Raw genomic sequence first — 20617 nt, 5'->3', positions numbered from 1 at the left:
CAGCGGCAAAATGTCCACATCAAGGACCCGCATTGGCCTGCCTGTACGCCCGACCTCAATCTATGGCATAAAGAGGGTTTTCCGATTACCTTTGCGCCCGGTCGGTTCAGGGCATCTGAAGATCACACGGCTATGACAACACTGGATTCATCTTTGCAATTTGCGAGTCTGACTCAAGGCACACAAGCCATTGAACTGGAATATCAACGCATTTACCCAGAACGGGAAACTGCCCCGCTACTGGTATTCCTGCATGAAGGGCTGGGCTCCATTGCCATGTGGAAGAACTGGCCAGCGCAGTTGTGTGAGCATACTGGCTGTAGTGGCCTGATGTACTCACGCTATGGCTATGGCCGCAGCACTCCGCGCCCCGACAACCGCCCCAAAACCCCCGACTACCTGCATGAGCAGGCCCTAGATGTCCTGCCTCAACTGCTCCAGCACCTGGGCGAGGACGGCCAGAAACGGCCGATTGTACTGGTGGGTCACAGTGACGGAGGCTCAATTGCCCTGTTGGCAGCCAGTGGTTTTGGCGAGAAACTGCAAGGTATCGTCGTGATGGCCCCCCACCTGTTTGTGGAAGATATTTCCTTGCGTGGCATTTTGGTGGCCCGTGAAGCCTATGAACAAGGATTTTTGCGTGAACGTCTGGCACGCTATCACGATGACGTGGAATCTGCCTTCTGGGGCTGGAACGCAACCTGGACGGAGCCCGAGTTCCGCGACTGGAACATTGAACAGGAGGTCAGCCGGATTCCGTGTCCGGTCCTGGCGATTCAGGGGGTCGATGATGAATATGGCACGCTGGAGCAAATCCGGCGCATCAAGCAGTTGGTGCCTCACACCGAGCTGCTGGAGCTGGAGCAATGTGGCCACCTGCCCTACCGGGACAAGGAAACGCAGGTCAACCAGGCGATTGCGGAGTTTTTGCAGCAAACAGCCCGCTCAACAGCAGACTCTCCCAGTTCCTGAGGAACTCACAACCCTCTGCAGTCATCCGCGGCTGATTTACTCAAAGGCCGCGGCTGCTCGACCCAGGCGGTCATTGACTGCCTGCCAGTCTGGCGTATCCGGGCAACGCTGCACCCAGATATGCTGGTACTGGCCTTGGTCCAGGCGACGCAGCATGGCATAGAGGTCCTGGGCATAAGCCTGGGCATCCGAACTGCAGACATACCAGTCATGTACATCAGCCAGAAAAGGAGGCATAGCGGCAAAAGCCACAATGGCCTGCTTGCCCCCTTGAGCCAAAGCAGCCTGCACCGCAGGCACACTGTCTTCATCAAATAAAGACAAAGGGGTACGCGGCGCATAATGCGCTTTCAAGCTGCCCGACACCTGTGGAGCCTGTTGATCGGGGCTGGCCGGTTCGTAGCCAATGACCTCGGCAATCATGGCGGCGGTAATATGACCTGGACGCAACAGCACGGCACCTACGCCTTGGTGGGTTCGCGACACATCCACGATGGTGGATTCAATCCCCACTTCTGAGGGACCCGCTTCCACAATCAGCAACTGATCTGGCCCCATATCCACGAACTCATCGCGTACATGGCTGGCCGCTGTGGGCGATACCTGTCCAAACTTGTTGGCCGAAGGCGCCGCCACACCGGCCTGACCGCTGGGCTTGAGTTCCGCCATGCGCTTGAGCAGAGCCTGAGCCACCGGATGGGAAGGACAACGAATACCAATGCTGCTTTGACCGCCACTGACCGTATCCGGAATCGCCGGATTACGCGGCAAGATCAGCGTCAAAGGACCGGGCCAGAAGGCGTCGATCAATTGTTGCGCAACCGCGGGGATATCTTTCACCCAATAACGCAGATCGGCGCCAGGGGCCACATGCACAATCAGAGGATGATTGGCAGGACGGCCCTTGGCCTTGTAGATCAATTGCACGGCGGCCGGGTTCTCCGCGTCCGCACCCAAGCCATACACCGTCTCGGTCGGAAAGGCCACCAGCCCCCCTTGTGCCAGCACATGGGCGGCTTGCTCTATCTGCTGCTCGGAAGGGCCAGGGGTGGTGGTATCAGTCATGATCAAATGCAATGCGCAACGCGGCAGCGGCACGGGCAGTGCGCTCGCGCACTTGCTCATCCGATGCCCCCACAATATTGACGTGCCCCATCTTGCGGCCAACACGCGCCTCAGCTTTGCCGTACAAGTGCAGGGACACACCCGGCACCGCCAGCAAGGCGGCCCAATCCGGCTCACGCATCTGACCGTGTTCATCAAACCAGATATCGCCCAGGATATTGAGCATCATGGACGGACACAAGGCGCTCGTGTCACCCAGGGGCAGAGCCGCCATCACCCTGGCCTGCTGTTCAAACTGGCTGGTGACGCAGGCATTCATGGTGTAGTGACCGCTATTGTGCGGACGAGGGGCCACTTCATTGGCCAGCAAGCGGCCATCTTCCAGAATAAAGAACTCCACGCACAACACGCCCACGTAATTGAGCGTGCGGGCAATCGCGGCGGCCGCCTGACGAGCCTGTTCGGACAGAGCATCGTCCTGGAACTGGGCGCTGATCGTGGACACGGCCAAAATGCCATCGCGATGCTCATTGCGGGCACACGGAAAGGTTTTGACCTGATCGTCCAGACCACGGGCGAGCACCACCGAAATCTCAGACTTCAGGGGCTGCAGGGCCTCCAGCACACAGGCCTGAGAGCCAAATTCCTGGAAGGCGGCCAAGGCCTGATCGCGGTCTGCCACCCGTGCCTGCCCCTTGCCGTCGTAACCAAAGCGCGCCGTCTTCAGAATGCCGGGGAACAAGGCGCTGTCAGCGACGTGCAAATCATCCAGGCTTTCAATGGCGGCATAGGGGGCCACCGGCACACCGGCCTGCGAAATAAAGGCCTTTTCACGAATGCGATCCTGCACAATGCCCACGGCATCACCCGAAGGCGTGACCCGTGTATGTTGAGCCAGGGTCAGCAGGGACTGTGCAGGCACGTTTTCAAATTCGGTACTGACGGCCTGGCACAGCTCCCCCAGTTGAACCAATGCTTGCGCATCATCGTAGGCTGCACAAATATGCAGATCCGCGACCGCACCGGCCGGGCTATGAGTGTCCGGGTCGAGCACGGCCACCTTGTAACCGAGGCTTTGGGCGCTATGGCAGAACATGCGGCCTAGTTGGCCGCCTCCAATCATGCCCAGCCAGGAGCCAGGAACCAGAAGGGCAGCATCATTCATGGGGGTCATCATCACAAAATAAAATCAGGCAGTAACAGGAGGGACACGCATAGCGCGGGCAGCCTCGGTCTGGCGGGCACGGTACGCAATCAGTTTTTCAGTCAGCACCGCATCGTTGACGGCCAGATTGGCAATCACATGCAAGGCGGCATTGGCGGCACCGGCCTCGCCAATCGCGAAGGTGGCAACCGGCACGCCTTTGGGCATTTGCACAATCGACAAGAGGGAATCCTCGCCGCGCAAGTAACGCGACGGCACGGGAACCCCAAAGACAGGCAGGTGTGTCAGGGCAGCCAACATGCCAGGCAAGTGGGCCGCGCCACCAGCACCCGCAATAATGGCTTTCAGGCCACGGGCGGGCGCCTGGGCACCGTAATCCACCATATCGATGGGCATGCGGTGGGCCGAGACCACGCGGCATTCATGAGACACGCCAAATTCGTCCAGAATGGCGACGGCCTGGCTCATGACCTCCCAGTCGCTGGAGGAGCCCATCACAATGCCCACCACAGGGGCTACAGGAGTTTGTACGCTCATCAGAGATACGCCCTAAAAGGAAGAAGGCGCCATGCTGCCAGGCGCCTTGGTAAATGGAAAAACAGCAGGGCCCATCCAATGATGGGTTTTCAGACGGGGCAGGCTGTACGGTGCCCCTGGCCCGTCCCCAGAGCCCGGCTCCTCATCGCAGCGTCGTCCAACGAGCTGTCGTCGTTCAGCACCCTGCTGATGACGATGAGGCGGCTCGCTGACGGCGAGCACCTGTCCGGGCTGCACACCGTTCACGCTGTCAGGCGCTCCAGTGCTTCGCGGTACTTCTCAGCGGTACGCTGGGCTACTTCAGCAGGCAAACGAGGAGCGGGTGGCGTCTTGTCCCAAACCTGGGTTTCCAGCCAGTCACGCACGAATTGCTTGTCGTAGGATGGGGGGCTGATGCCTTCGGCATAGCTGTCGGCAGGCCAGAATCGCGAGGAATCGGGGGTCAGCACTTCGTCCATCAAATGCAGCTGGCCCTGCTCGTCCAGGCCAAACTCGAACTTGGTATCGGCAATCAAGATGCCACGGCTGGCCGCGTAATCGGCGGCTTCCGTGTACAGACGCAGGGTCACATCGCGGATTTGCTCGGCCAACTCCTGTCCGACTTCCTTGACCACATGAGCGAAATCCACGTTCTCGTCGTGCGAGCCCATTTCTGCTTTGGCGGCCGGGGTGAACAGCACATGAGGCAGCTTGGCGGCCTGCTTCAGGCCAGCAGGCAAGGTAATGCCGCACACAGCGCCGGTTGCCTGGTAATCCTTCCAGCCCGAACCGATCAGATAACCACGGGCCACGGCTTCCACCATGATGGGTTTGAGGCGCTTGACCACCATGGAGCGACCTTCGACCTGCGCGCGCTCTTCAGGCGCCACGACATCGACCGGGTTAACGCCAGTCGTATGGTTGGGGATGATGTGTGCCAGCTTGTTCAGCCAGAACTCGGTCATCTGCGTCAAGACAGCGCCCTTGCCAGGAATGGGGTCGTCCAGAATCACATCGAATGCCGAAATGCGATCACTGGCCACAATCAACAACTTGTCCTCACCCACCGCATACATGTCCCGAACTTTGCCACGCGCCAGCAAGGGCAGGGAGCTCAGGCTGGATTGATGTAAGGGCTCTTGCACGATTTCATCCTTAAAACGAAAACATCCCGCTGACTATGGATGCAGGCGGGACGACAATCCCGGCGCCTGCGGCACCGGGCAAAGACGCGAAGACCGGGGCAGGCAGTCGTGCTGCCCACGCCGGCTTCGCCTGACATAATTACTGAACGATCTGAGACAGCTCGCCGGTGCTGTACTGGCGGGCAATTTCCTGCAAAGGAATGGCCTTGATCTTGGATGCCTGACCCGCGGCGCCGAACTGCTGGTAACGGGCCACACACACTTTTTTGGCCGCTTCACGAGCAGGTTTCAGATATTCGCGCGGGTCGAATTTTTCTGGGTTTTCAAACAGGAAGCGACGGATGGCAGCCGTCATCGCCAGACGGATATCGGTGTCGATATTGACCTTGCGCACGCCGTACTTGATGGCTTCCTGAATTTCCTCAACGGGCACGCCGTACGTCTCTTTCATGTTGCCGCCGAACTGGCGGATTTCAGCCAGCAGTTCCTGAGGCACACTGGAGCTGCCATGCATCACCAGGTGGGTGTTGGGCAGACGACGGTGGATTTCTTTCACACGCTCGATGGACAGAATATCGCCGGTAGGCTTGCGGGTGAACTTGTAAGCGCCGTGGCTGGTACCAATGGCAATCGCCAGCGCGTCCAGTTGCGTGCGGCTCACAAACTCAGCCGCCTGCTCGGGGTCCGTCAGCAACTGATCCAGGGTCAGGACACCATCTGCACCGTGACCGTCTTCCTTGTCACCTTGCATGGTTTCCAGAGAGCCCAGGCAGCCCAGTTCGCCTTCTACGGTCACGCCCAGCTTGTGAGCCATATCGACCACTTTGCGGGTCACTTCCACGTTGTACTCAAAGTCGGCAATGGTTTTGCCGTCAGGCAGCAAGGAGCCGTCCATCATCACGCTGGAGAAACCCAGTTCAATGGCGCCCTTGCAGATTTCGGGCGACTGACCGTGGTCCTGGTGCATCACCACGGGGATGTGGGGGTAGGACTCGACAGCCGCTTCGATCAGGTGACGCAAAAAAGCCTCGCCGGCATATTTGCGGGCGCCCGCCGAGGCTTGCATGATGACGGGGCTATCCGTCTCCGAGGCGGCTTCCATAATGGCCTGGACCTGCTCCAGGTTATTGACGTTGAACGCTGGAATACCATAACCGTGCTCGGCCGCATGATCGAGCAGCTGGCGCATGGAAACTAGGGCCATGAGAAGACCTCCTGAAGACTAAAATAAGTGAAAAACTTGACTGGACACAGTCTGTGTCCAGCCCATTGTTGGTTGAGCCTGTTAACGGGCGCTCCGACGCGCCGACTTGGGGCGGAACGCTTGCACCACCTGCTCATGCGTTTGTGCGTAAGGTCCGCCAATCAGATCGATGCAATACGGGACGGCTGCAAAAATACCGGGAACCAATACGTGACCGGTTTCTGAATCCCGTAATCCTTCCAGTGTTTCCTGAATGGCTTTGGGCTGCCCAGGCAGATTGATAATCAGAGCAGCGTGGTCCTGAATTTCTCGGATCACCGCAACTTGCCGCGACAAAATCGCTGTTGGTACGAATTTTAAACTGATTTGGCGCATCTGTTCACCGAATCCGGGCATTTCGCGTGTTCCTGCATCCAGAGTCGCCTCCGGGGTCACGTCGCGACGAGCCGGGCCGGTGCCACCCGTAGTCAAAACCAGATCGCAACCGGCTTCCACCAGCTCGACCAAGGTAGCGGTAATCAGGGCTCGCTCATCGGGAATCAGTCGCTCCAGATAGGCCGGCGCTACCGTCAAGGCGCGGTCAAGCCAGCGACGCAGCGCGGGAATGCCTTCATCCTGGTACTGTCCGCTGGAGGCGCGGTCCGACACCGACACCAAGCCGATACGCAACTGATCCGGATGCTCGCGGGGAGACTGTCGATTGAATGTCATGCTTTTCCTTGGAAGCGAAATAAACTACAGGCCCTGAACGGGCCTGCCAACAGCACGATTGTAACGAATCACAGTGGGGCTTAAATACAACGGCCGCCGTCTACCTCGATGCAGGTGCCGGTAATGAACTCAGCCTCGTCGGAGGCGAGATACAGAGCCGCCGCCGCCACATCCTTGGGTGTGCAAAAACGCCCCAGTGGAATTCCCGCCAGAAAACGGCTGCGATTTTCCGGCGTATCGGGCATGCCCATGAACTGTTCCAGCAAGGCGGTGTCCCCAATCACCGGATTGACACAATTCACGCGGATATTGTCTGGCCCCAACTCGGCCGCCATGCCTTTGCTGATGGTAACCACCGCGCCTTTGGTGCCGTTGTACCAGACCAGTCCGGGGCGCGGACGCAAGGCGGCCGTCGAAGCGATATTAATGAAGGAACCTGAACCCTGAGCCCGCAGATAGGGCACAAAATGTTTCGCTGTCCAGTAAATGCTTTTCACATTGACGGCATACACCAGATCGAACTCACTTTCGCTCACTTCCAGCAAAGGCTTGTTGCGATGCGTGGTGCCCGCATTGTTCACCACGATATGCAGCCCGCCGCACTCGCGCAGCGCAATATCGAGCAAGGCCTGAACCTCGTCCCCTTGTGACACATCGCAAGCGACAAAAATGGCTTGCCCGCCCGTCGCCTGAATCTGGGCCGCTGCCGCCCGCCCCTGCTCCACATTCAAGTCGGCAATCAGCACGCGCGCACCTTCACGTGCAAAGCGCTGTGCGATACCCAGGCCAAAGCCCGATGCGCCACCGGTCACGATGGCCACCTTGTCTTGCAATCGCATGTTTGTCTCCTTCTGTTATTTTTATTTCCATAAAAAGGGCGGCTCGATGCCGCCCTAAAGAAATGCTGTTTTAGCGTTCAAATGCCATGCTGCCAGAAAACCCCCAACACCACAGCCGCGCTAACCCCTACATTCCCCGGCATCAAGCAGGGGCATGACGTAGCGCAACCGTTTTCAGGCTGGTCAGGGCGTACAGCGCTTCAAACCCCTTCTCTCGGCCAATACCAGACTGTCCGGTACCGCCAAACGGCAGTTCTACCCCGCCTGCAGCGCCATAATTGTTCACAAAGACCTGGCCGGCCCGTAGTTGTCTGGCCATGCGGATCTGACGCGCACCATCGCGTGTCCAGACCCCCGCCACCAGGCTGTAAGGCGTACCATTGGCCAGGGTGATGGCCTCCTGCTCCGTACCGAAAGGTTGGGCAATCAGGACTGGTCCGAAAATCTCCTCCTGGGCCAGACGATGTTGGACAGGCACGTGATCGAGCAAGACAGGCACTTGATAGAAACCACCCGTCGGGGCCTTGGAGTCCAGCTTGCCTTTCGCCAGCACCACAATGCCATCCTCATCCAGATTCTCCAGATAAGAACGCACCCGAGCTTGCTGCTGCGCGCTGATCAGAGGGCCGCAATCCAGATTGTCGCTCGCTGCCCCCGTCAACAAGGCCTTGAAGCTTTCAGCCAGACGTTCCGTAAAGTCACTATAAATCGCACGCTGAATCAATACACGGCTGCCTGCCGAGCAGGTTTGGCCTGCGTTCTGCACAATCGCATTGACAATAACCGGCAGGGCCACGTCCAGATCCGCATCTGAAAATACGATCTGCGGCGATTTGCCGCCCAGCTCCAGCGTGACAGGCACAAAATTCTGCGCGGCCTGCAAGGCCACCTGACGGCCCGTGGCAGGAGAGCCCGTAAAGGAAATATGGTTGATATCAGGATGCGCGGCCAGGGCCTGTCCGGCCTCACTGCCCAGGCCCGTACAAATATTCAGCACCCCGGCAGGCAAGCCCGCCTCGTGCAACAACTCCGCCACGCGCAGCAAAGAAAGACTGGCATCTTCAGCCGGCTTCACCACGCAGGTATTACCTGCGGCCAGGGAGGCCGCCACACTGCGTCCAAAGATCTGCAGGGGGTAATTCCAGGGAATGATATGCGCTGTGACGCCCAAGGGCTCGCGCAACGTAAAGGCCGTCGTTTCCCAACCCAAGGGAATGGTTTGACCGTGCAGCTTGTCCACCGCACCCGCATAAAACTCGAAATAGCGGACAATGGCGTCAGCATCGGACTGGGCCTGGCGCAAAGGCTTGCCCGTATCCCGCGACTCCAGCCGCGCCAACTCCTCGCGAGCATCGGACAGGGTTCGGGCACAACGCAGCAATAACTGACTGCGCTGCGCTGCGCTCAGGCGGCGCCACGTCCCCTGACTGGCACGCCTGGCGGCCTGCACGGCCCAATCAATATCCACCGCGGATGATTGCGCCAGTCGGGCAAAGGTTTCGCCTGTGGAGGGGTCGATCACCGGTAGCAAACCACCGCCCTCCGCGCCAAGTTGCTGTCCGTCAATCCAATTGCGACACTCCATGACCGCCTCCAATGCTATTGTTGTCTCAGCCAATCGAGCTTTGCTCGAGATCATTCTACTCAAGGACCTGCTGCTGTGGATTCTCAAAACTGTACTTTGCTCCTGGCGGGCGCTGGCGATCTGGGCACACGCACCGGAATGCTGGCCCGTCGTCATGAATGGCCGGTTATCGGCCTGCGCCGTCACCCCCCCCTGGACGATCACAGCGGCATAGAGTGGGTACAGGCCGATTTGAGCGAACCTGCGTCATTACGACTGAAACACCGCCCCATCACTCACGTCCTTTACGCGGTCTCCCCTGACCAGCGAAACCAGGCTGCCTATGAGCGCGTTTTTCTACAAGGTCTGGAAAATCTGCTCAACGAGCTGGACCTGAAAGCCCTGAAACGTTTTGTCTTTGTCTCCTCGACGGCGGTATATGGCCCCTCGACAGACTGGGTGGACGAAAACTCCCCCACGGAGCCCACCCAGTTCAATGGAAAAATCTTGCTGGAAGCCGAGCAAAGGCTTCATCACCGCATCCCCGCCCAGGCTGTGGTCATCCGCCCCAGCGGTCTGTACGGCCCCGGACGCACCCAACTACTGGATCGGCTGCGCGAAGGACGGGCCACCGTACCGGATGACCCGGAGCATTGGGCCAACCGCCTGCATATCGAGGATGCCGCAGCGGCCTGCTGGCATCTGCTACGCGCTCCTGCGCCCTTCCCGTGCTATATCGGCACCGACAGTCGGCCCTACCGGATTACCGAGCTATATGACGGGCTGGCCGATCTGCTGGGTGTGCCACACCCGGAACGACGCCCGTCTGCAGAAGGCGGCAAACGCCTGCGCAACCAGCGCCTGCTCGATAGCGGCTTCAAGCTGGAATGGCCCGATGCCATGCAGGGCTATGGACAACTGATTAAAGAGGGGGCGTAACCCCATCGCGTCCGGTCTTTACACAAAAGCAAAAGCCAGCCAACTTTCGTTGGCTGGCTTTCTGAGGCATGAACCAGTCTGAGGACGGGTCACGCGATAGGCGGCAAAACTTAAGCCTTGTCTTCCAGGGCAGCCACAGCGGGCAGACGTTTGCCTTCCAGAAACTCCAGGAATGCACCGCCGCCGGTGGAGATGTAATCCACCTCTTCACCAATATTGAATTGGGCAATCGCCGCCAGGGTGTCGCCCCCCCCGGCAATCGAGAAAGCCTTGGAATCGGCAATCGCGCGCGACAAGCTTGCCGTACCTTGTGCAAAGGCCGGGAATTCGAACACGCCCAGAGGGCCATTCCAGACAACCGTACCGGCCTTGGCAATGATGTCAGCGATCTGGCGCGCCGTTTCAGGGCCCACATCCAGAATCATGTCATCATCCTGAACCTGGTCAGCAGCCTTGATTTCAGCGGCAGCATCAGCCGCAAAAGACTTGGCGCATACCACATCGACGGGGATAGGCACGTCGGCACCGCGCTCTTTCATGATGCGGATCACCTCGCGAGCTTCTTCCAACTGGCTTTCTTCGACCAGTGACTTGCCCACGGACAAGCCGCTAGCCATCATAAAGGTGTTGGCAATGCCGCCCCCGACCACCAGCTGATCAACTTTTTCAGCCAAAGCGCGCAGGATGGACAGTTTGGTGGAGACCTTGGCCCCCCCCACAATGGCTACCAAGGGCCGCGCAGGCTGGTTCAAGGCACGCCCCAGAGCGTTCAGCTCGGCTTCCAGCAAGGGGCCAGCGCAAGCCACCGGCGCAAAACGGGCGATCCCTTCCGTGGTGGCCTCGGCACGGTGAGCCGTACCGAAGGCATCGTTTACGTAAACGTCACACAAAGCGGCCATTTTGCGGGCCAACTCAGGATCATTCTTCTTTTCACCGACGTTGCAGCGGCAGTTCTCCAACAAAACAAGCTGACCGGGCGACACCTGCACGCCATCCAGCCAATTGCGCCGCAGCTCAACCGGCATGCCCAGCAATTCGGACAGACGTTGCACCACGGGTTCCAGAGAATCCACGGGCTGGCACTCGCCTTCTTTGGGCCGCCCCAGGTGCGAAGTGACCATCACCGCAGCGCCGGCATCCAGCGCCATGCGAATGGCAGGCACCGAAGCACGGACTCGCGTGTCTTCGGTAATACGCCCGTCTTGCAAAGGGACATTCAGATCAGAGCGGATAAATACCCGCTTGCCTCGCAGCGCGTCCGTTTCGGCCAGCGCAGACAAGGTCTTGATGCTTGTAGACATGATTTTTTGTTCTGGGAATTAACGTGACAGGGGCGGGAAATCCCGCCCCTGCTATTCAGATCTTATTTGGCCGACATCAGTGCGATGGTGCTGTCGAGCATGCGAATGGAGAAAGCCCACTCGTTGTCGTACCAGGCAGCCACTTTCACCATATTGCCACCGGTCACTTTGGTCAGCAGGGAGTCAACCGTGCTGGAAGCGGTGGTGTGGTTAAAGTCGATGGACACCAAGGGCTCGGTGCAGTAGTCCAGGATGCCTTTCATGGCGCCTTCGGAAGCGGCCTTCAAAATGCCGTTCACTTCTTCAACCGTCGTGTTGCGGCTAGCCACAAAAGTCAGGTCAACCATGGACACGTTGATGGTTGGAACGCGCACAGCGTAACCGTCCAGCTTGCCATTCAGTTCTGGCAACACCAAACCTACGGCAGCGGCTGCGCCGGTCTTGGTGGGGATCATGCTGCTGGTGGCCGAACGGGCACGGCGCATGTCCTTGTGACGCACGTCCGTCAGGACCTGGTCGTTGGTATAAGCGTGGATGGTAGTCATCAGACCGCTGACCACGCCCAGTTCCTTGTGCAGGGGGGCAACCAGAGGAGCCAGACAGTTGGTCGTACACGAGGCGTTGGAGATCACCGTGTCGGTGCTCTTCAAAATGTCGTGGTTCACGCCATAGACAATCGTGGCGTCCACATCCTTGCCGCCGGGGGCGGAAATAATGACTTTCTTGGCGCCGGCCTGGATGTGCTCGCTGGCCTTTTCTTTGCTGGTGAAAGCACCGGTACATTCCAGTACCACGTCCACACCCAGCTCGGCCCAAGGCAAGGTCAGGGCATCGCGCTGGCTCAGCAGGCGGATGCGATCACCATTGACCACCAGATAGTCGCCGTCGAGCGACACATCGGCGTTAAAGCGGCCATGCACGGAGTCATAGCGAGTCAGGTGTTCATTGATCTCGGCACCGCCCGAGGCGTTGATGGCCACGATCTCGATATCGTGTTTTTTGCCGTACTCGTAGTGGGCACGCAAGATCATGCGGCCGATACGACCATAACCATTGATTGCGACGCGAATCGTCATGTCAGACTCCAATTACAAAATTTCTTGAACGGCCGCAGCGACTTTCTCTGCTGTCAGACCAAAATGCTTGAACAGGACGCCAGCCGGAGCCGATTCGCCGTAGGTATCAATCCCCACCACCGCGCCTTCCAGACCCACGTACTTGAACCACAGACCCGTCGTACCCGCTTCCACCGCCACACGCGGGATGCCCGGGGTCAGAACCTGATCGCGCCATTGCTTGTCCTGGGCATCAAACAGGTTGGTACATGGCATGGATACCACGCGGGTCGCAATTCCTTGCTGAGCCAACTGCTCCTGCGCCTGCAAGGCCAGACCGACTTCCGAACCGGTTGCCATGATGATGGCGCGCGCATCTGGCGCATCGCGCAGCACATAGCCACCACGGCGGATGTTCTGGATGGTTTGTGCATCGCGCTCCACGAATGGCAGATTCTGGCGCGACAACAGCAAGGCACTGGGGCCGCCGTCCTGCACATTCATGCCGATGCTGGCGGGACGCTCGATCGAGCAGGCCCAGGCTACGGCCGTTTCCGTGGTGTCGCAAGGACGCCAGACATGCAGGTTGGGGATCAGTCGCAGACTATTGGCGTGTTCAATGGACTGGTGCGTCGGACCATCCTCGCCCAGACCGATGGAGTCGTGGGTAAAGACATGCACCACGCGCTGCTTCATCAGCGCTGCCATGCGAATGGCGTTGCGCGAGTAATCCGAGAAAGTCAGGAAGGTACCACCAAACGGCAGGTAGCCCCCATGCAGGGCCACGCCATTCATGATGGCAGCCATACCGAATTCCCGCACACCGTAGTTGATGTGACGACCAAAATGTACACCGTCGGCGTGAGCGCGCACTGCCTCGGCGCCCTTCCAGTCGGTAAAGTTGGAGCCGGTCAGATCAGCCGAGCCGCCCAACATTTCTGGCAGCACATTGACCAGCGCGCTAATTGCCAGTTGCGAGGCCTTGCGCGAGGCAATGGTTTCAGCTTTCTGAGCGGTTTCCTCAATAAAGGCCTGTACTTTAGCGCTGTAATCGGCAGGCAGTTCGCCTTTCAGACGACGGGCCAGTTCCGCGGCCAGTTCAGGATAGGCCTGGCTGTAGGCGTCAAAACGCGCTTGCCATTCCGCTTGCTGGACGCCCCCTTTTTCGCGGCAATCCCAGCCCTGGTAGACTTCCTGAGGGATTTCAAACGGACCGTGGTTCCAGCCCAGCGCAGCACGGGTGGCGGCGATTTCCTCAGCACCCAGCGGAGCGCCGTGGACCTTCTCGGAGCCGGCCGCGTTAGGCGCGCCCTTGCCGATCACGGTGCGGCAGCAAATCAAAGTGGGGCCGGTGCCTTCTTTGGCGTTGCGGCGGGCCTGTTCAATCGCGTTGTGAATCGAGGCGGCGTCATGACCGTCAACAGCACGGATGACGTTCCAGCCATAGCTTTCAAAGCGGGCGGGCGTATCGTCACCGAACCAGTTCTCGACCTTGCCATCAATAGAGATGCCGTTGTCGTCGTACAGCACGACCAGCTTGGACAGCTTCCAGGTGCCGGCCAAGGAGCAGGCCTCGTGCGAGATCCCTTCCATCAAACAGCCGTCGCCTGCAAAAACCCAAGTCAGGTGATCTACCACCTCGTGGCCGTCACGGTTGAACTCGCGGGCCAACAAGGCTTCGGCCAGCGCAAAGCCAACCGCATTGCCCAGACCCTGGCCCAAGGGGCCGGTCGTGGTTTCCACGCCAGCCGTAATACCCACTTCTGGGTGGCCGGGGGTACGCGAATGCATCTGGCGGAAGTTGCGCAACTCGTCCAGAGACAGGTCGTAACCGCTGAGGTGCAACAAAGCGTAGATCAGCATGGAACCGTGGCCGTTTGACAACACAAAACGATCACGATCAAACCAGGCGGGGTCGGCGGGGTTGTGTTTCAGGTGCCGGGACCAGAGAACCTGGGCGATATCGGCCATGCCCATAGGCGCACCGGGGTGGCCCGAATTAGCTTGTTGCACGGCATCCATAGCCAAGGCACGGATGGCATTGGCTAGGGTTTTATCAGAGGCTGACGCAATATCCATTAGAAGCTCATTGGGGCGGCGGCGCGACAATTCCGGCTAGCGGACGGCTCACGGCCCTGATTAGTTTATAAAACGCGCTATTTTAGCATTGCTGGCGCTAAATCGCCCTCACTTGCGCTGCGGCCTTGCGCTTTCTTCCCCCAGCCCAGGTACGGTATGCTTGTGCGGTTTTTTTACCCTTGATGGTGTCCTGATATGGCAGCTCCCCGTTTTTATCATCCCTTTGCCCTGACGGCCCACACCGAGATCGCCCTGCCCGACGCCCTGGCGCATCACGCCATCCGGGTACTGCGTTTAAAAGATGGGCAGGACATCGTCCTGTTTGACGGACTGGGCACCCAATTTCCCGCTACCTTGCGCATCGAGGGCAAAAAAGGGTTTGCCAACCTGGGGGCGGCCGAAACACCCGTACGCGAACTGGCTGGCCGCATTACCGTCCTGCAAGGCATTGCCTCCAGCGACAAAATGGACTGGATTATCGAAAAAGCGGTGGAAATGGGAGTGAGCTGCCTGGTGCCGATTCGCGCGCAACGCAGCGTGCTGCAACTGAGCGCGGAACGGCAGGCCAAACGCATGGTCCACTGGCAGCGGGTCATCGAGTCAGCCAGCGAGCAGTGTGGCCGCAATCGTCTGATGGAACTGGCGGCGCCGCTGAGCTTGTCCGACTACTTTCGGGATGCCCGAACGGGTCTGCATCTGTTTTGTGACCCTGATGCGCCTCAGCAACTGGCACAAGCCATAAAGCCGCAGGACCAGGCCGTCACCATTTTGATTGGCCCCGAAGGCGGCTGGTCGCCCGAAGAACAAAAAGTGGCGCTGGCTGCCCAGGCGCAGGCCATTCGCTTCGGGCACCGCGTACTGCGAACCGAGACCGCTGCCTTGGCGCTGACGGCAGCGATCAGCGCCTTGCAAGGCTGGGAATAAGGCTTATTCCTCGTCCTGGCTGGAGTAGGAGGCAGGGGTCTCGCCTGGTTCCGGATCAGGATGCTTGCCGGCATGTAAAACAACACAGACAAAACGGCGCTCGTTGTTCGAGGCCCAGGCATGCACATCCTCACACACGCCCAAGATAGCCTGGGCGTCTTTTTCCAATGCGGGATCGCCACTGTGCAGGTTGTCCAGCCACAAGGCCAAACCAGCCTTTTGATCCAGTACGGTGTCGCACAGGCAATCGTAGAGCGCATCCAGATTGCCACCAAAAAATTCAGGGTAATCAACAGCTTTGGCGACTGCTCGCAGCACAGCGGAGCGATTGCGCGCACGATCGCAACTTACTTCCAGGGCAGTGAGCCCCTGGTCCTGTGCCTGCTTCAGAAAATCAGCAGCCGTCAGGCCCGTTGCGTCGAGCACGCCGCCTTGTTGCAAAGCCTCTTGCAAAGTCAGGGATTGGCTCATCAGGACGCTTCCTTAAAAAACGCTAATACTTCTTCACGACGACTCATGGTATCGGTCTTTCCTAACTCGATCAGCTCTTGGGTGTAGCCGGACTCGAATAACAAATATGAAATTAATGCACCGCCTGTGGTCGGACCGGACTTTGAAGATACACCAAGTACTCGAAATAGGGTACGTGCAGCAGTTGGCATCTGATGAATATGCCGGGTGGCAATTTCATCCAGCGAGCGGCTGGGGGTGATGGCAAACGTGCTGACAGGACGCAGCGATTGGCTTTGTAATACATTTGCAGGCATATAGGCAAGCAATGTATTGATCCGCTCCATACGTTCAATATCCGTTGACACACTATCGAGGAATATGTTGGACAAGGCATAGCCACTGATCTGCGCCAAAGAGGGGTATGGCGGGTCTGCACATTCTTGCTCGTGGTACGTGTTGTCCGCATATCCCGTCCCCACAATCAAGACTTTATGGGCGCCCAGATGTATGGCCGGACTGATGGGGGCCAACTGACGCATAGTGCCGTCACCACACCATTGAGTTTGCTTACCCACTTGCAGTGACTGCGCCGGAAACATGAAGGGAATGGCGCTGGAAGCCATCAGATGGTCCACTCCGATGACGCCGGGAATGGCGCGACGCAGATTGCGTGTCCAGGGGCGAATGCGCTCATCCGACTGGTAAAAAGTCAGGTGCTCGCCAGTGGTGTAGGCGGCAGCGGTAATGGCCAGCGCCCCCACATGCTGCTGGGCCAGATTGCGTTGCAGGCGCTCAAAGTCCAGGCTCTGTTCCAGCAACTCGCGCAAGGGTGAGTTGTCCAGCATGGAGTGCGGCACATGATCGCGTAGACGGGGGGCCAGCCAGCCCAGGGCTAGCGTGGCTACCCAATGCGCACTGGTGGCCAGCAACTGCAAGGGGTCGGCATGAAAGATGTCATTGGTGCGCAAGGACCCCCACAGCTGTTGTATATGGTCGACAGCTTCGTGCGGTTTATCTGCGCGGCAGGCCAGACCGGCCGCATTGATGGAACCGGCCGACGAGCCGCAAATAATATCGAAAGGATTGCTGAACTGGGGGTTGCGCTCCGGGTCCAGCAGCTCCAGCAGGCCGGCCAGCACCCCGGCCTGATACGCGCCGCGCGCCCCGCCCCCGTTCAGGATCAAGGCCAGCGGGGCGGGTGAGCGCTGAATCATGATCCGTATCAGCCTTCAGTAGCGACGTTGGCATCCACCACCGTGACGGCCGTCATATTGACGATACGGCGCACTGACGAGGTCGAGGTCATGATATGAACCGGTGCCCGGGCTCCCAGCAGGAAAGGGCCAATTGCCACGTTACCACCCGCAGCCGTCTTGAGCAGGTTGTAGGCAATATTGCCCGCTTCCACGTTCGGGCAGACCAGCAGATTGGCCTCGCCGCTCAGGGCCGAGGTCGGCAGGATCTGATGACGGGCCTTTTCATCCAGAGCGCAGTCGCCGTGCATTTCACCATCCACTTCCAGGCTGGGGTCGAGCTGGCGCACGCGCTCCAGCGCACCGCGCATGGTGACCGCTGCGGGCGAATTATTGGTCCCGAAATTGGAACTGGACAGCAGAGCCACCTTGGGTTCGATATTGAACTGGCGCATTTTACGCGCTGCCGCCAGGGTGATCTCGGCCACCTGGTCCGAATCGGGATCGTGGTTAATGTGCGTATCGGTCAGGGCCACACTGCGCTCACTGAGCAATAAAATATTCATGGCAGCATAGGTTTTGACACCCGGTGCTTTGCCAATGACCTGGTCCACCAGTTCCAGGTGATTTTCGTAACGTCCCACTGTGCCACAGATCATGCCATCGGCATCGCCCAGATGCAGCATCATGGCCCCGATCAGGGTCGGGCGACGCCGCATTTCCACGCGAGCCATCTCTTTGCTGATACCGCGACGCGACATGATTTCCCAGTAACTGGTCCAGTAACGGTGGAAGCGATCGTCCTGTTCGGGGTTGGTCACCTCCACGTCAATGCCCAGACGCAGACGCAGACCATAACGTTCAATGCGCTGTTGCAAGACAGCGGGACGGCCCACCAAGATGGGACTGGCCAACCCCTCATCCACAATAATCTGTACGGCGCGCAGGACGCGTTCGTCCTCGCCTTCACTAAAGACCACACGGGATTTGGCACCATCTTGCACCAGCCCCCGAGCCAGTGAATAAATTGGCTTCATGAAGGAGCCGGATTTATAAACAAACTGGCGTAGCTGATAAATGTAGTTGTTCAAGTCCGCTATGGGACGGGTCGCCACGCCCTCTTCCATCGCCGCTTTGGCCACGGCCGGAGCAATACGCACAATCAGACGCGAATCAAAGGGACGAGGAATGAAGAAGGACGGACCGAAAGAGACCTCTTCCAGCCCATAGGCAGCCGCAACGCCCTCATCCTGCTCTTCGCGTGCCAACTGGCAAATGGCCTGCACAGCGGCTTTTTCCATGCCCCGCGTAATGGTGGTGGCCCCCACGTCCAGCGCCCCACGGAAGATGTAGGGGAAGCACAATACATTGTTGACCTGATTCGGATAGTCCGACCGGCCGGTTGCCATGACCACATCATCACGCACGGCGTGGGCGTCTTCCGGCAGGATCTCGGGATTGGGGTTGGCCAGAGCCAGAATCAACGGTCGGGCCGCCATCTTCTCCAGCATCTGGGGCTTGAGTACGCCACCGGCGGACAGCCCCAGGAATACATCGGCCCCCTCGATCACCTCACTGAGGGTACGGGCATCGGTCTGCTTGGCAAAACGGGCCAGTTCGGGCACAGGATTGCCGGAGCGACCTTCGTAGAGCACGCCATCAATATCCGTAACCCAGATATTTTCCAGTGGCAGCCCCATATCAATCATCAGGTCCAGGCAGGCCAGGGCCGCCGCACCCGCACCGGACGTCACCACCTTGACTTGCTTGATGTCTTTTTCAACCACGCTCAAGCCGTTCAGAAAGGCAGCGGTGACGCAAATGGCCGTGCCATGCTGATCGTCATGAAAAACAGGAATGCTCATGCGCTGGCGCAGCTTGCGCTCGACTTCAAAGCACTCGGGCGCCTTGATGTCTTCCAGGTTGATGCCGCCAAAGGTCGGCTCCAGACCCGCGATGATGTCGACCAGCTTGTCGGGATCGGTTTCATTGATCTCGATGTCAAACACATCCAGACCGGCAAAGCTCTTGAACAGCACGGCCTTGCCTTCCATGACGGGCTTGGAGGCCAGGGCGCCGATATTTCCCAAACCCAGCACGGCGGTACCGTTGGAGATGACGCCGACCAGATTGCCCCGCCCGGTATAGCGAAAGGCGTTTTGTGGGTCCTTGACGATTTCTTCACAAGCGGCTGCCACCCCGGGCGAATACGCCAGCGCCAGATCCCGCTGGTTCGATAATTGCTTGGTCGGCGTGACCGAAAGCTTTCCGGGCCTGCCCTGTTCATGATATTCCAGAGCTGCTTTCCGAAAATTGGCGTCCATGCTGTTACCCACTCAAAAATCCATTTAAAACGGACCGGGATCGCCTGAAAGCGGCCATTGTCTAACAGCGTCCATTCAAACAGACCTGCAGCCTGTTCAAACCGTCTGCCCTCATCTGCCCTGCTGACAGCCTCCATCCCGGTCGCCTTGCCGAGCCTTTGCGGCCCAGGCAGGAACCATTCTAGCCCTTGAGTTACATCAGGGGTCAAGCACGGGCCAGGACAAACTCACAGCATCTGGCCAGGATAAGAAAAGCGGTCGGTGGGATCAAACAGGGCCTTGATGCGGCTATCCACATCCTGGGCCTGCCACGGCTGCTCCTGATTGGGCCAGGACCAGTCTTGCGGGTCCGAGCCACTAAGCACGGTCTCATCCAGCACCAGCCACTCCACCCAGGCCAGATCACCACCGTGGCCCAACATCAGATGCGCCAGATTGATGCCATCGCCGTCACGTGGTTCGAGCGCATCCAGGCGGTAACGGCAGGGCCAATGCTCCTGACGCAGGGCCTGCGTGTCGGGCTCGCCCATCAAGCGAAACAAAGCGGGGATCAACTGCTGCATACGCAGGCTGTCCAGAGGGTTACGGTTGTCCTGTCCGAAGGGGCCCAGCGCCGCTTGTGTGTTGTCCGCCAGAATGACCGAGCAATGCAGAACACCCGACAACGCCGTACGACCACTGGGCCAATCATGCTGACGACGGTCAGCCAGCCAGGCGGCCACCGTCATGCCGGCAGGCGCAGTGGCAAGCCCCTGAAAGCCTTTGGCCTCCATCTCTCCGAGCAAACAACCCGGCTGAACAAACCAGCGATTGGAGTTGGGTTCCAGACGGTCGCAGCGTGCCATTTGTCGACCCGGAGCCAGAACAATCACCGGACCATCCGTCTCGCTAGCCTGCGGCACACCCTCCAGACACACCGTGACCCCATACTCGGCGGCCAGCGTCAACACCATATGCACGTCCGCGCTGGAAGCCGGCTCCAGGCGCGCCTGTTCATGATCCGGCTCCGCACTGAGCAAGGACCACTCGCCCTGAACCCGGGCTTTCAGACGCGAACAAAATGACTGCCAGGCCGTCTGGGGAGGACGACGACCCATCAAAAATGCACGCCTGGACGAAGAAACCATAGACTTTTCCTGCAACAAACCTACACTTGAGGCCAACTGGC

At 59.0% G+C, this 20617-nt stretch carries 19 protein-coding genes; 4 read left to right on the top strand and 15 right to left on the bottom strand.

Going from position 1 to position 20617, the window contains the following annotated elements:
* Nucleotides 1–132 precede the first annotated feature (132 nt).
* Nucleotides 133–972 (top strand): alpha/beta fold hydrolase, encoded by an 840-nt coding sequence (locus RSQ48_RS03550; protein WP_003803616.1) that lies wholly within the window; start codon nucleotides 133–135, stop codon nucleotides 970–972.
* Between the two features lie 36 nt (nucleotides 973–1008).
* Here RSQ48_RS03550 and RSQ48_RS03545 read toward each other — a convergent pair whose 3' ends face one another.
* From RSQ48_RS03545 to purE, 3 genes are read right to left on the bottom strand one after another with little or no spacing between them, the layout of a single operon-like run.
* A complete protein-coding gene (locus tag RSQ48_RS03545; protein ID WP_131071311.1) occupies nucleotides 1009–2037 on the bottom strand; it encodes an L-threonylcarbamoyladenylate synthase in 1029 nt (342 codons plus the stop codon).
* Entirely contained in the window at nucleotides 2030–3211 is a 1182-nt protein-coding gene (locus RSQ48_RS03540) for a 5-(carboxyamino)imidazole ribonucleotide synthase (protein WP_039943851.1), read from the bottom strand. The genes RSQ48_RS03545 and RSQ48_RS03540 overlap by 8 nt, the downstream gene beginning before the upstream one ends.
* 15 nt (nucleotides 3212–3226) lie before the next feature.
* Nucleotides 3227–3739 carry a 5-(carboxyamino)imidazole ribonucleotide mutase gene (gene purE, locus RSQ48_RS03535; protein ID WP_003803624.1) on the bottom strand — a complete coding sequence of 171 codons (513 nt, stop codon included), beginning with the start codon at nucleotides 3737–3739 and terminating at the stop codon, nucleotides 3227–3229.
* 53 nt (nucleotides 3740–3792) lie between these two features.
* Here purE and RSQ48_RS03530 point away from each other — a divergent pair, with 53 nt between their 5' ends.
* Nucleotides 3793–3951, top strand: coding sequence for a hypothetical protein (locus RSQ48_RS03530; RefSeq protein ID WP_415302165.1), 159 nt, complete (start codon nucleotides 3793–3795; stop codon nucleotides 3949–3951).
* 30 nt (nucleotides 3952–3981) lie between these two features.
* On the opposite strand, the gene RSQ48_RS03525 is transcribed toward RSQ48_RS03530, so the two are convergent.
* The 5 genes from RSQ48_RS03525 to RSQ48_RS03505 all read right to left on the bottom strand — a co-directional run bounded on the left by RSQ48_RS03525 (nucleotide 3982) and on the right by RSQ48_RS03505 (nucleotide 9202).
* Entirely contained in the window at nucleotides 3982–4863 is an 882-nt protein-coding gene (locus tag RSQ48_RS03525) for a phosphoribosylaminoimidazolesuccinocarboxamide synthase (RefSeq protein ID WP_003803629.1), read from the bottom strand.
* 139 nt (nucleotides 4864–5002) lie between these two features.
* A complete protein-coding gene (gene fba / locus RSQ48_RS03520) occupies nucleotides 5003–6067 on the bottom strand; it encodes a class II fructose-bisphosphate aldolase (protein WP_003803631.1) in 1065 nt (354 codons plus the stop codon).
* An 81-nt stretch (nucleotides 6068–6148) separates the two neighbouring features.
* Nucleotides 6149–6778, bottom strand: coding sequence for a molybdopterin adenylyltransferase (mog, locus tag RSQ48_RS03515; protein ID WP_131071310.1), 630 nt, complete (start codon nucleotides 6776–6778; stop codon nucleotides 6149–6151).
* Nucleotides 6779–6858: 80 nt separating this feature from the next.
* Nucleotides 6859–7617 carry an SDR family oxidoreductase gene (locus RSQ48_RS03510; RefSeq protein ID WP_415302164.1) on the bottom strand — a complete coding sequence of 253 codons (759 nt, stop codon included), beginning with the start codon at nucleotides 7615–7617 and terminating at the stop codon, nucleotides 6859–6861.
* Nucleotides 7618–7759: 142 nt separating this feature from the next.
* Nucleotides 7760–9202, bottom strand: a complete 1443-nt coding sequence (locus tag RSQ48_RS03505) for an aldehyde dehydrogenase family protein (RefSeq protein ID WP_415302163.1) — start codon at nucleotides 9200–9202, stop codon at nucleotides 7760–7762.
* 75 nt (nucleotides 9203–9277) lie between these two features.
* On the opposite strand from RSQ48_RS03505, the gene RSQ48_RS03500 reads away from it, so the two are divergent.
* Entirely contained in the window at nucleotides 9278–10120 is an 843-nt protein-coding gene (locus tag RSQ48_RS03500; RefSeq protein ID WP_003803639.1) for an NAD-dependent epimerase/dehydratase family protein, read from the top strand.
* A gap of 110 nt (nucleotides 10121–10230) precedes the next feature.
* Here RSQ48_RS03500 and RSQ48_RS03495 read toward each other — a convergent pair whose 3' ends face one another.
* The 3 genes from RSQ48_RS03495 to tkt all read right to left on the bottom strand — a co-directional run bounded on the left by RSQ48_RS03495 (nucleotide 10231) and on the right by tkt (nucleotide 14555).
* The gene (locus RSQ48_RS03495; RefSeq protein ID WP_051010456.1) at nucleotides 10231–11421 is read right to left on the bottom strand and encodes a phosphoglycerate kinase; all 1191 of its coding nucleotides are present in this window, start codon (nucleotides 11419–11421) and stop codon (nucleotides 10231–10233) included.
* A 62-nt stretch (nucleotides 11422–11483) separates the two neighbouring features.
* Nucleotides 11484–12497: a type I glyceraldehyde-3-phosphate dehydrogenase gene (gap, locus tag RSQ48_RS03490; RefSeq protein WP_003803641.1), complete on the bottom strand. Its 1014-nt coding sequence runs from the start codon at nucleotides 12495–12497 to the stop codon at nucleotides 11484–11486.
* A 12-nt stretch (nucleotides 12498–12509) separates the two neighbouring features.
* The gene (gene tkt, locus RSQ48_RS03485) at nucleotides 12510–14555 is read right to left on the bottom strand and encodes a transketolase (protein WP_003803642.1); all 2046 of its coding nucleotides are present in this window, start codon (nucleotides 14553–14555) and stop codon (nucleotides 12510–12512) included.
* Between the two features lie 195 nt (nucleotides 14556–14750).
* Between tkt and RSQ48_RS03480 the strand changes: the two genes are divergently transcribed.
* Entirely contained in the window at nucleotides 14751–15479 is a 729-nt protein-coding gene (locus RSQ48_RS03480; protein ID WP_003803644.1) for a 16S rRNA (uracil(1498)-N(3))-methyltransferase, read from the top strand.
* Nucleotides 15480–15482: 3 nt separating this feature from the next.
* Here the strand turns inward: RSQ48_RS03480 and RSQ48_RS03475 are convergent, their stop codons facing one another.
* The 4 genes from RSQ48_RS03475 to RSQ48_RS03460 form a co-directional block, all read right to left on the bottom strand.
* Nucleotides 15483–15950, bottom strand: coding sequence for a barstar family protein (locus RSQ48_RS03475; RefSeq protein WP_003803646.1), 468 nt, complete (start codon nucleotides 15948–15950; stop codon nucleotides 15483–15485).
* On the bottom strand, nucleotides 15950–17146 hold the full coding sequence (locus RSQ48_RS03470) for a patatin-like phospholipase family protein (protein ID WP_003803648.1): 1197 nt from the start codon (nucleotides 17144–17146) through the stop codon (nucleotides 15950–15952). The genes RSQ48_RS03475 and RSQ48_RS03470 overlap by 1 nt, the downstream gene beginning before the upstream one ends.
* Before the next feature lie 8 nt (nucleotides 17147–17154).
* On the bottom strand, nucleotides 17155–19449 hold the full coding sequence (locus RSQ48_RS03465) for an NADP-dependent malic enzyme (RefSeq protein WP_003803650.1): 2295 nt from the start codon (nucleotides 19447–19449) through the stop codon (nucleotides 17155–17157).
* 227 nt (nucleotides 19450–19676) lie between these two features.
* Nucleotides 19677–20576, bottom strand: coding sequence for a hypothetical protein (locus RSQ48_RS03460; RefSeq protein ID WP_003803651.1), 900 nt, complete (start codon nucleotides 20574–20576; stop codon nucleotides 19677–19679).
* Between the last annotated feature and the right edge of the window lie 41 nt (nucleotides 20577–20617).

The sequence above is a fragment of the Alcaligenes sp. SJTW-7 genome (assembly GCF_047716895.1).
In the GTDB taxonomy this organism is placed as follows: domain Bacteria; phylum Pseudomonadota; class Gammaproteobacteria; order Burkholderiales; family Burkholderiaceae_B; genus Alcaligenes; species Alcaligenes ammonioxydans.
The sequence above is the reverse complement of the archived record's forward strand: the minus strand, read 5'-3'. Positions and strand labels throughout refer to the sequence as shown.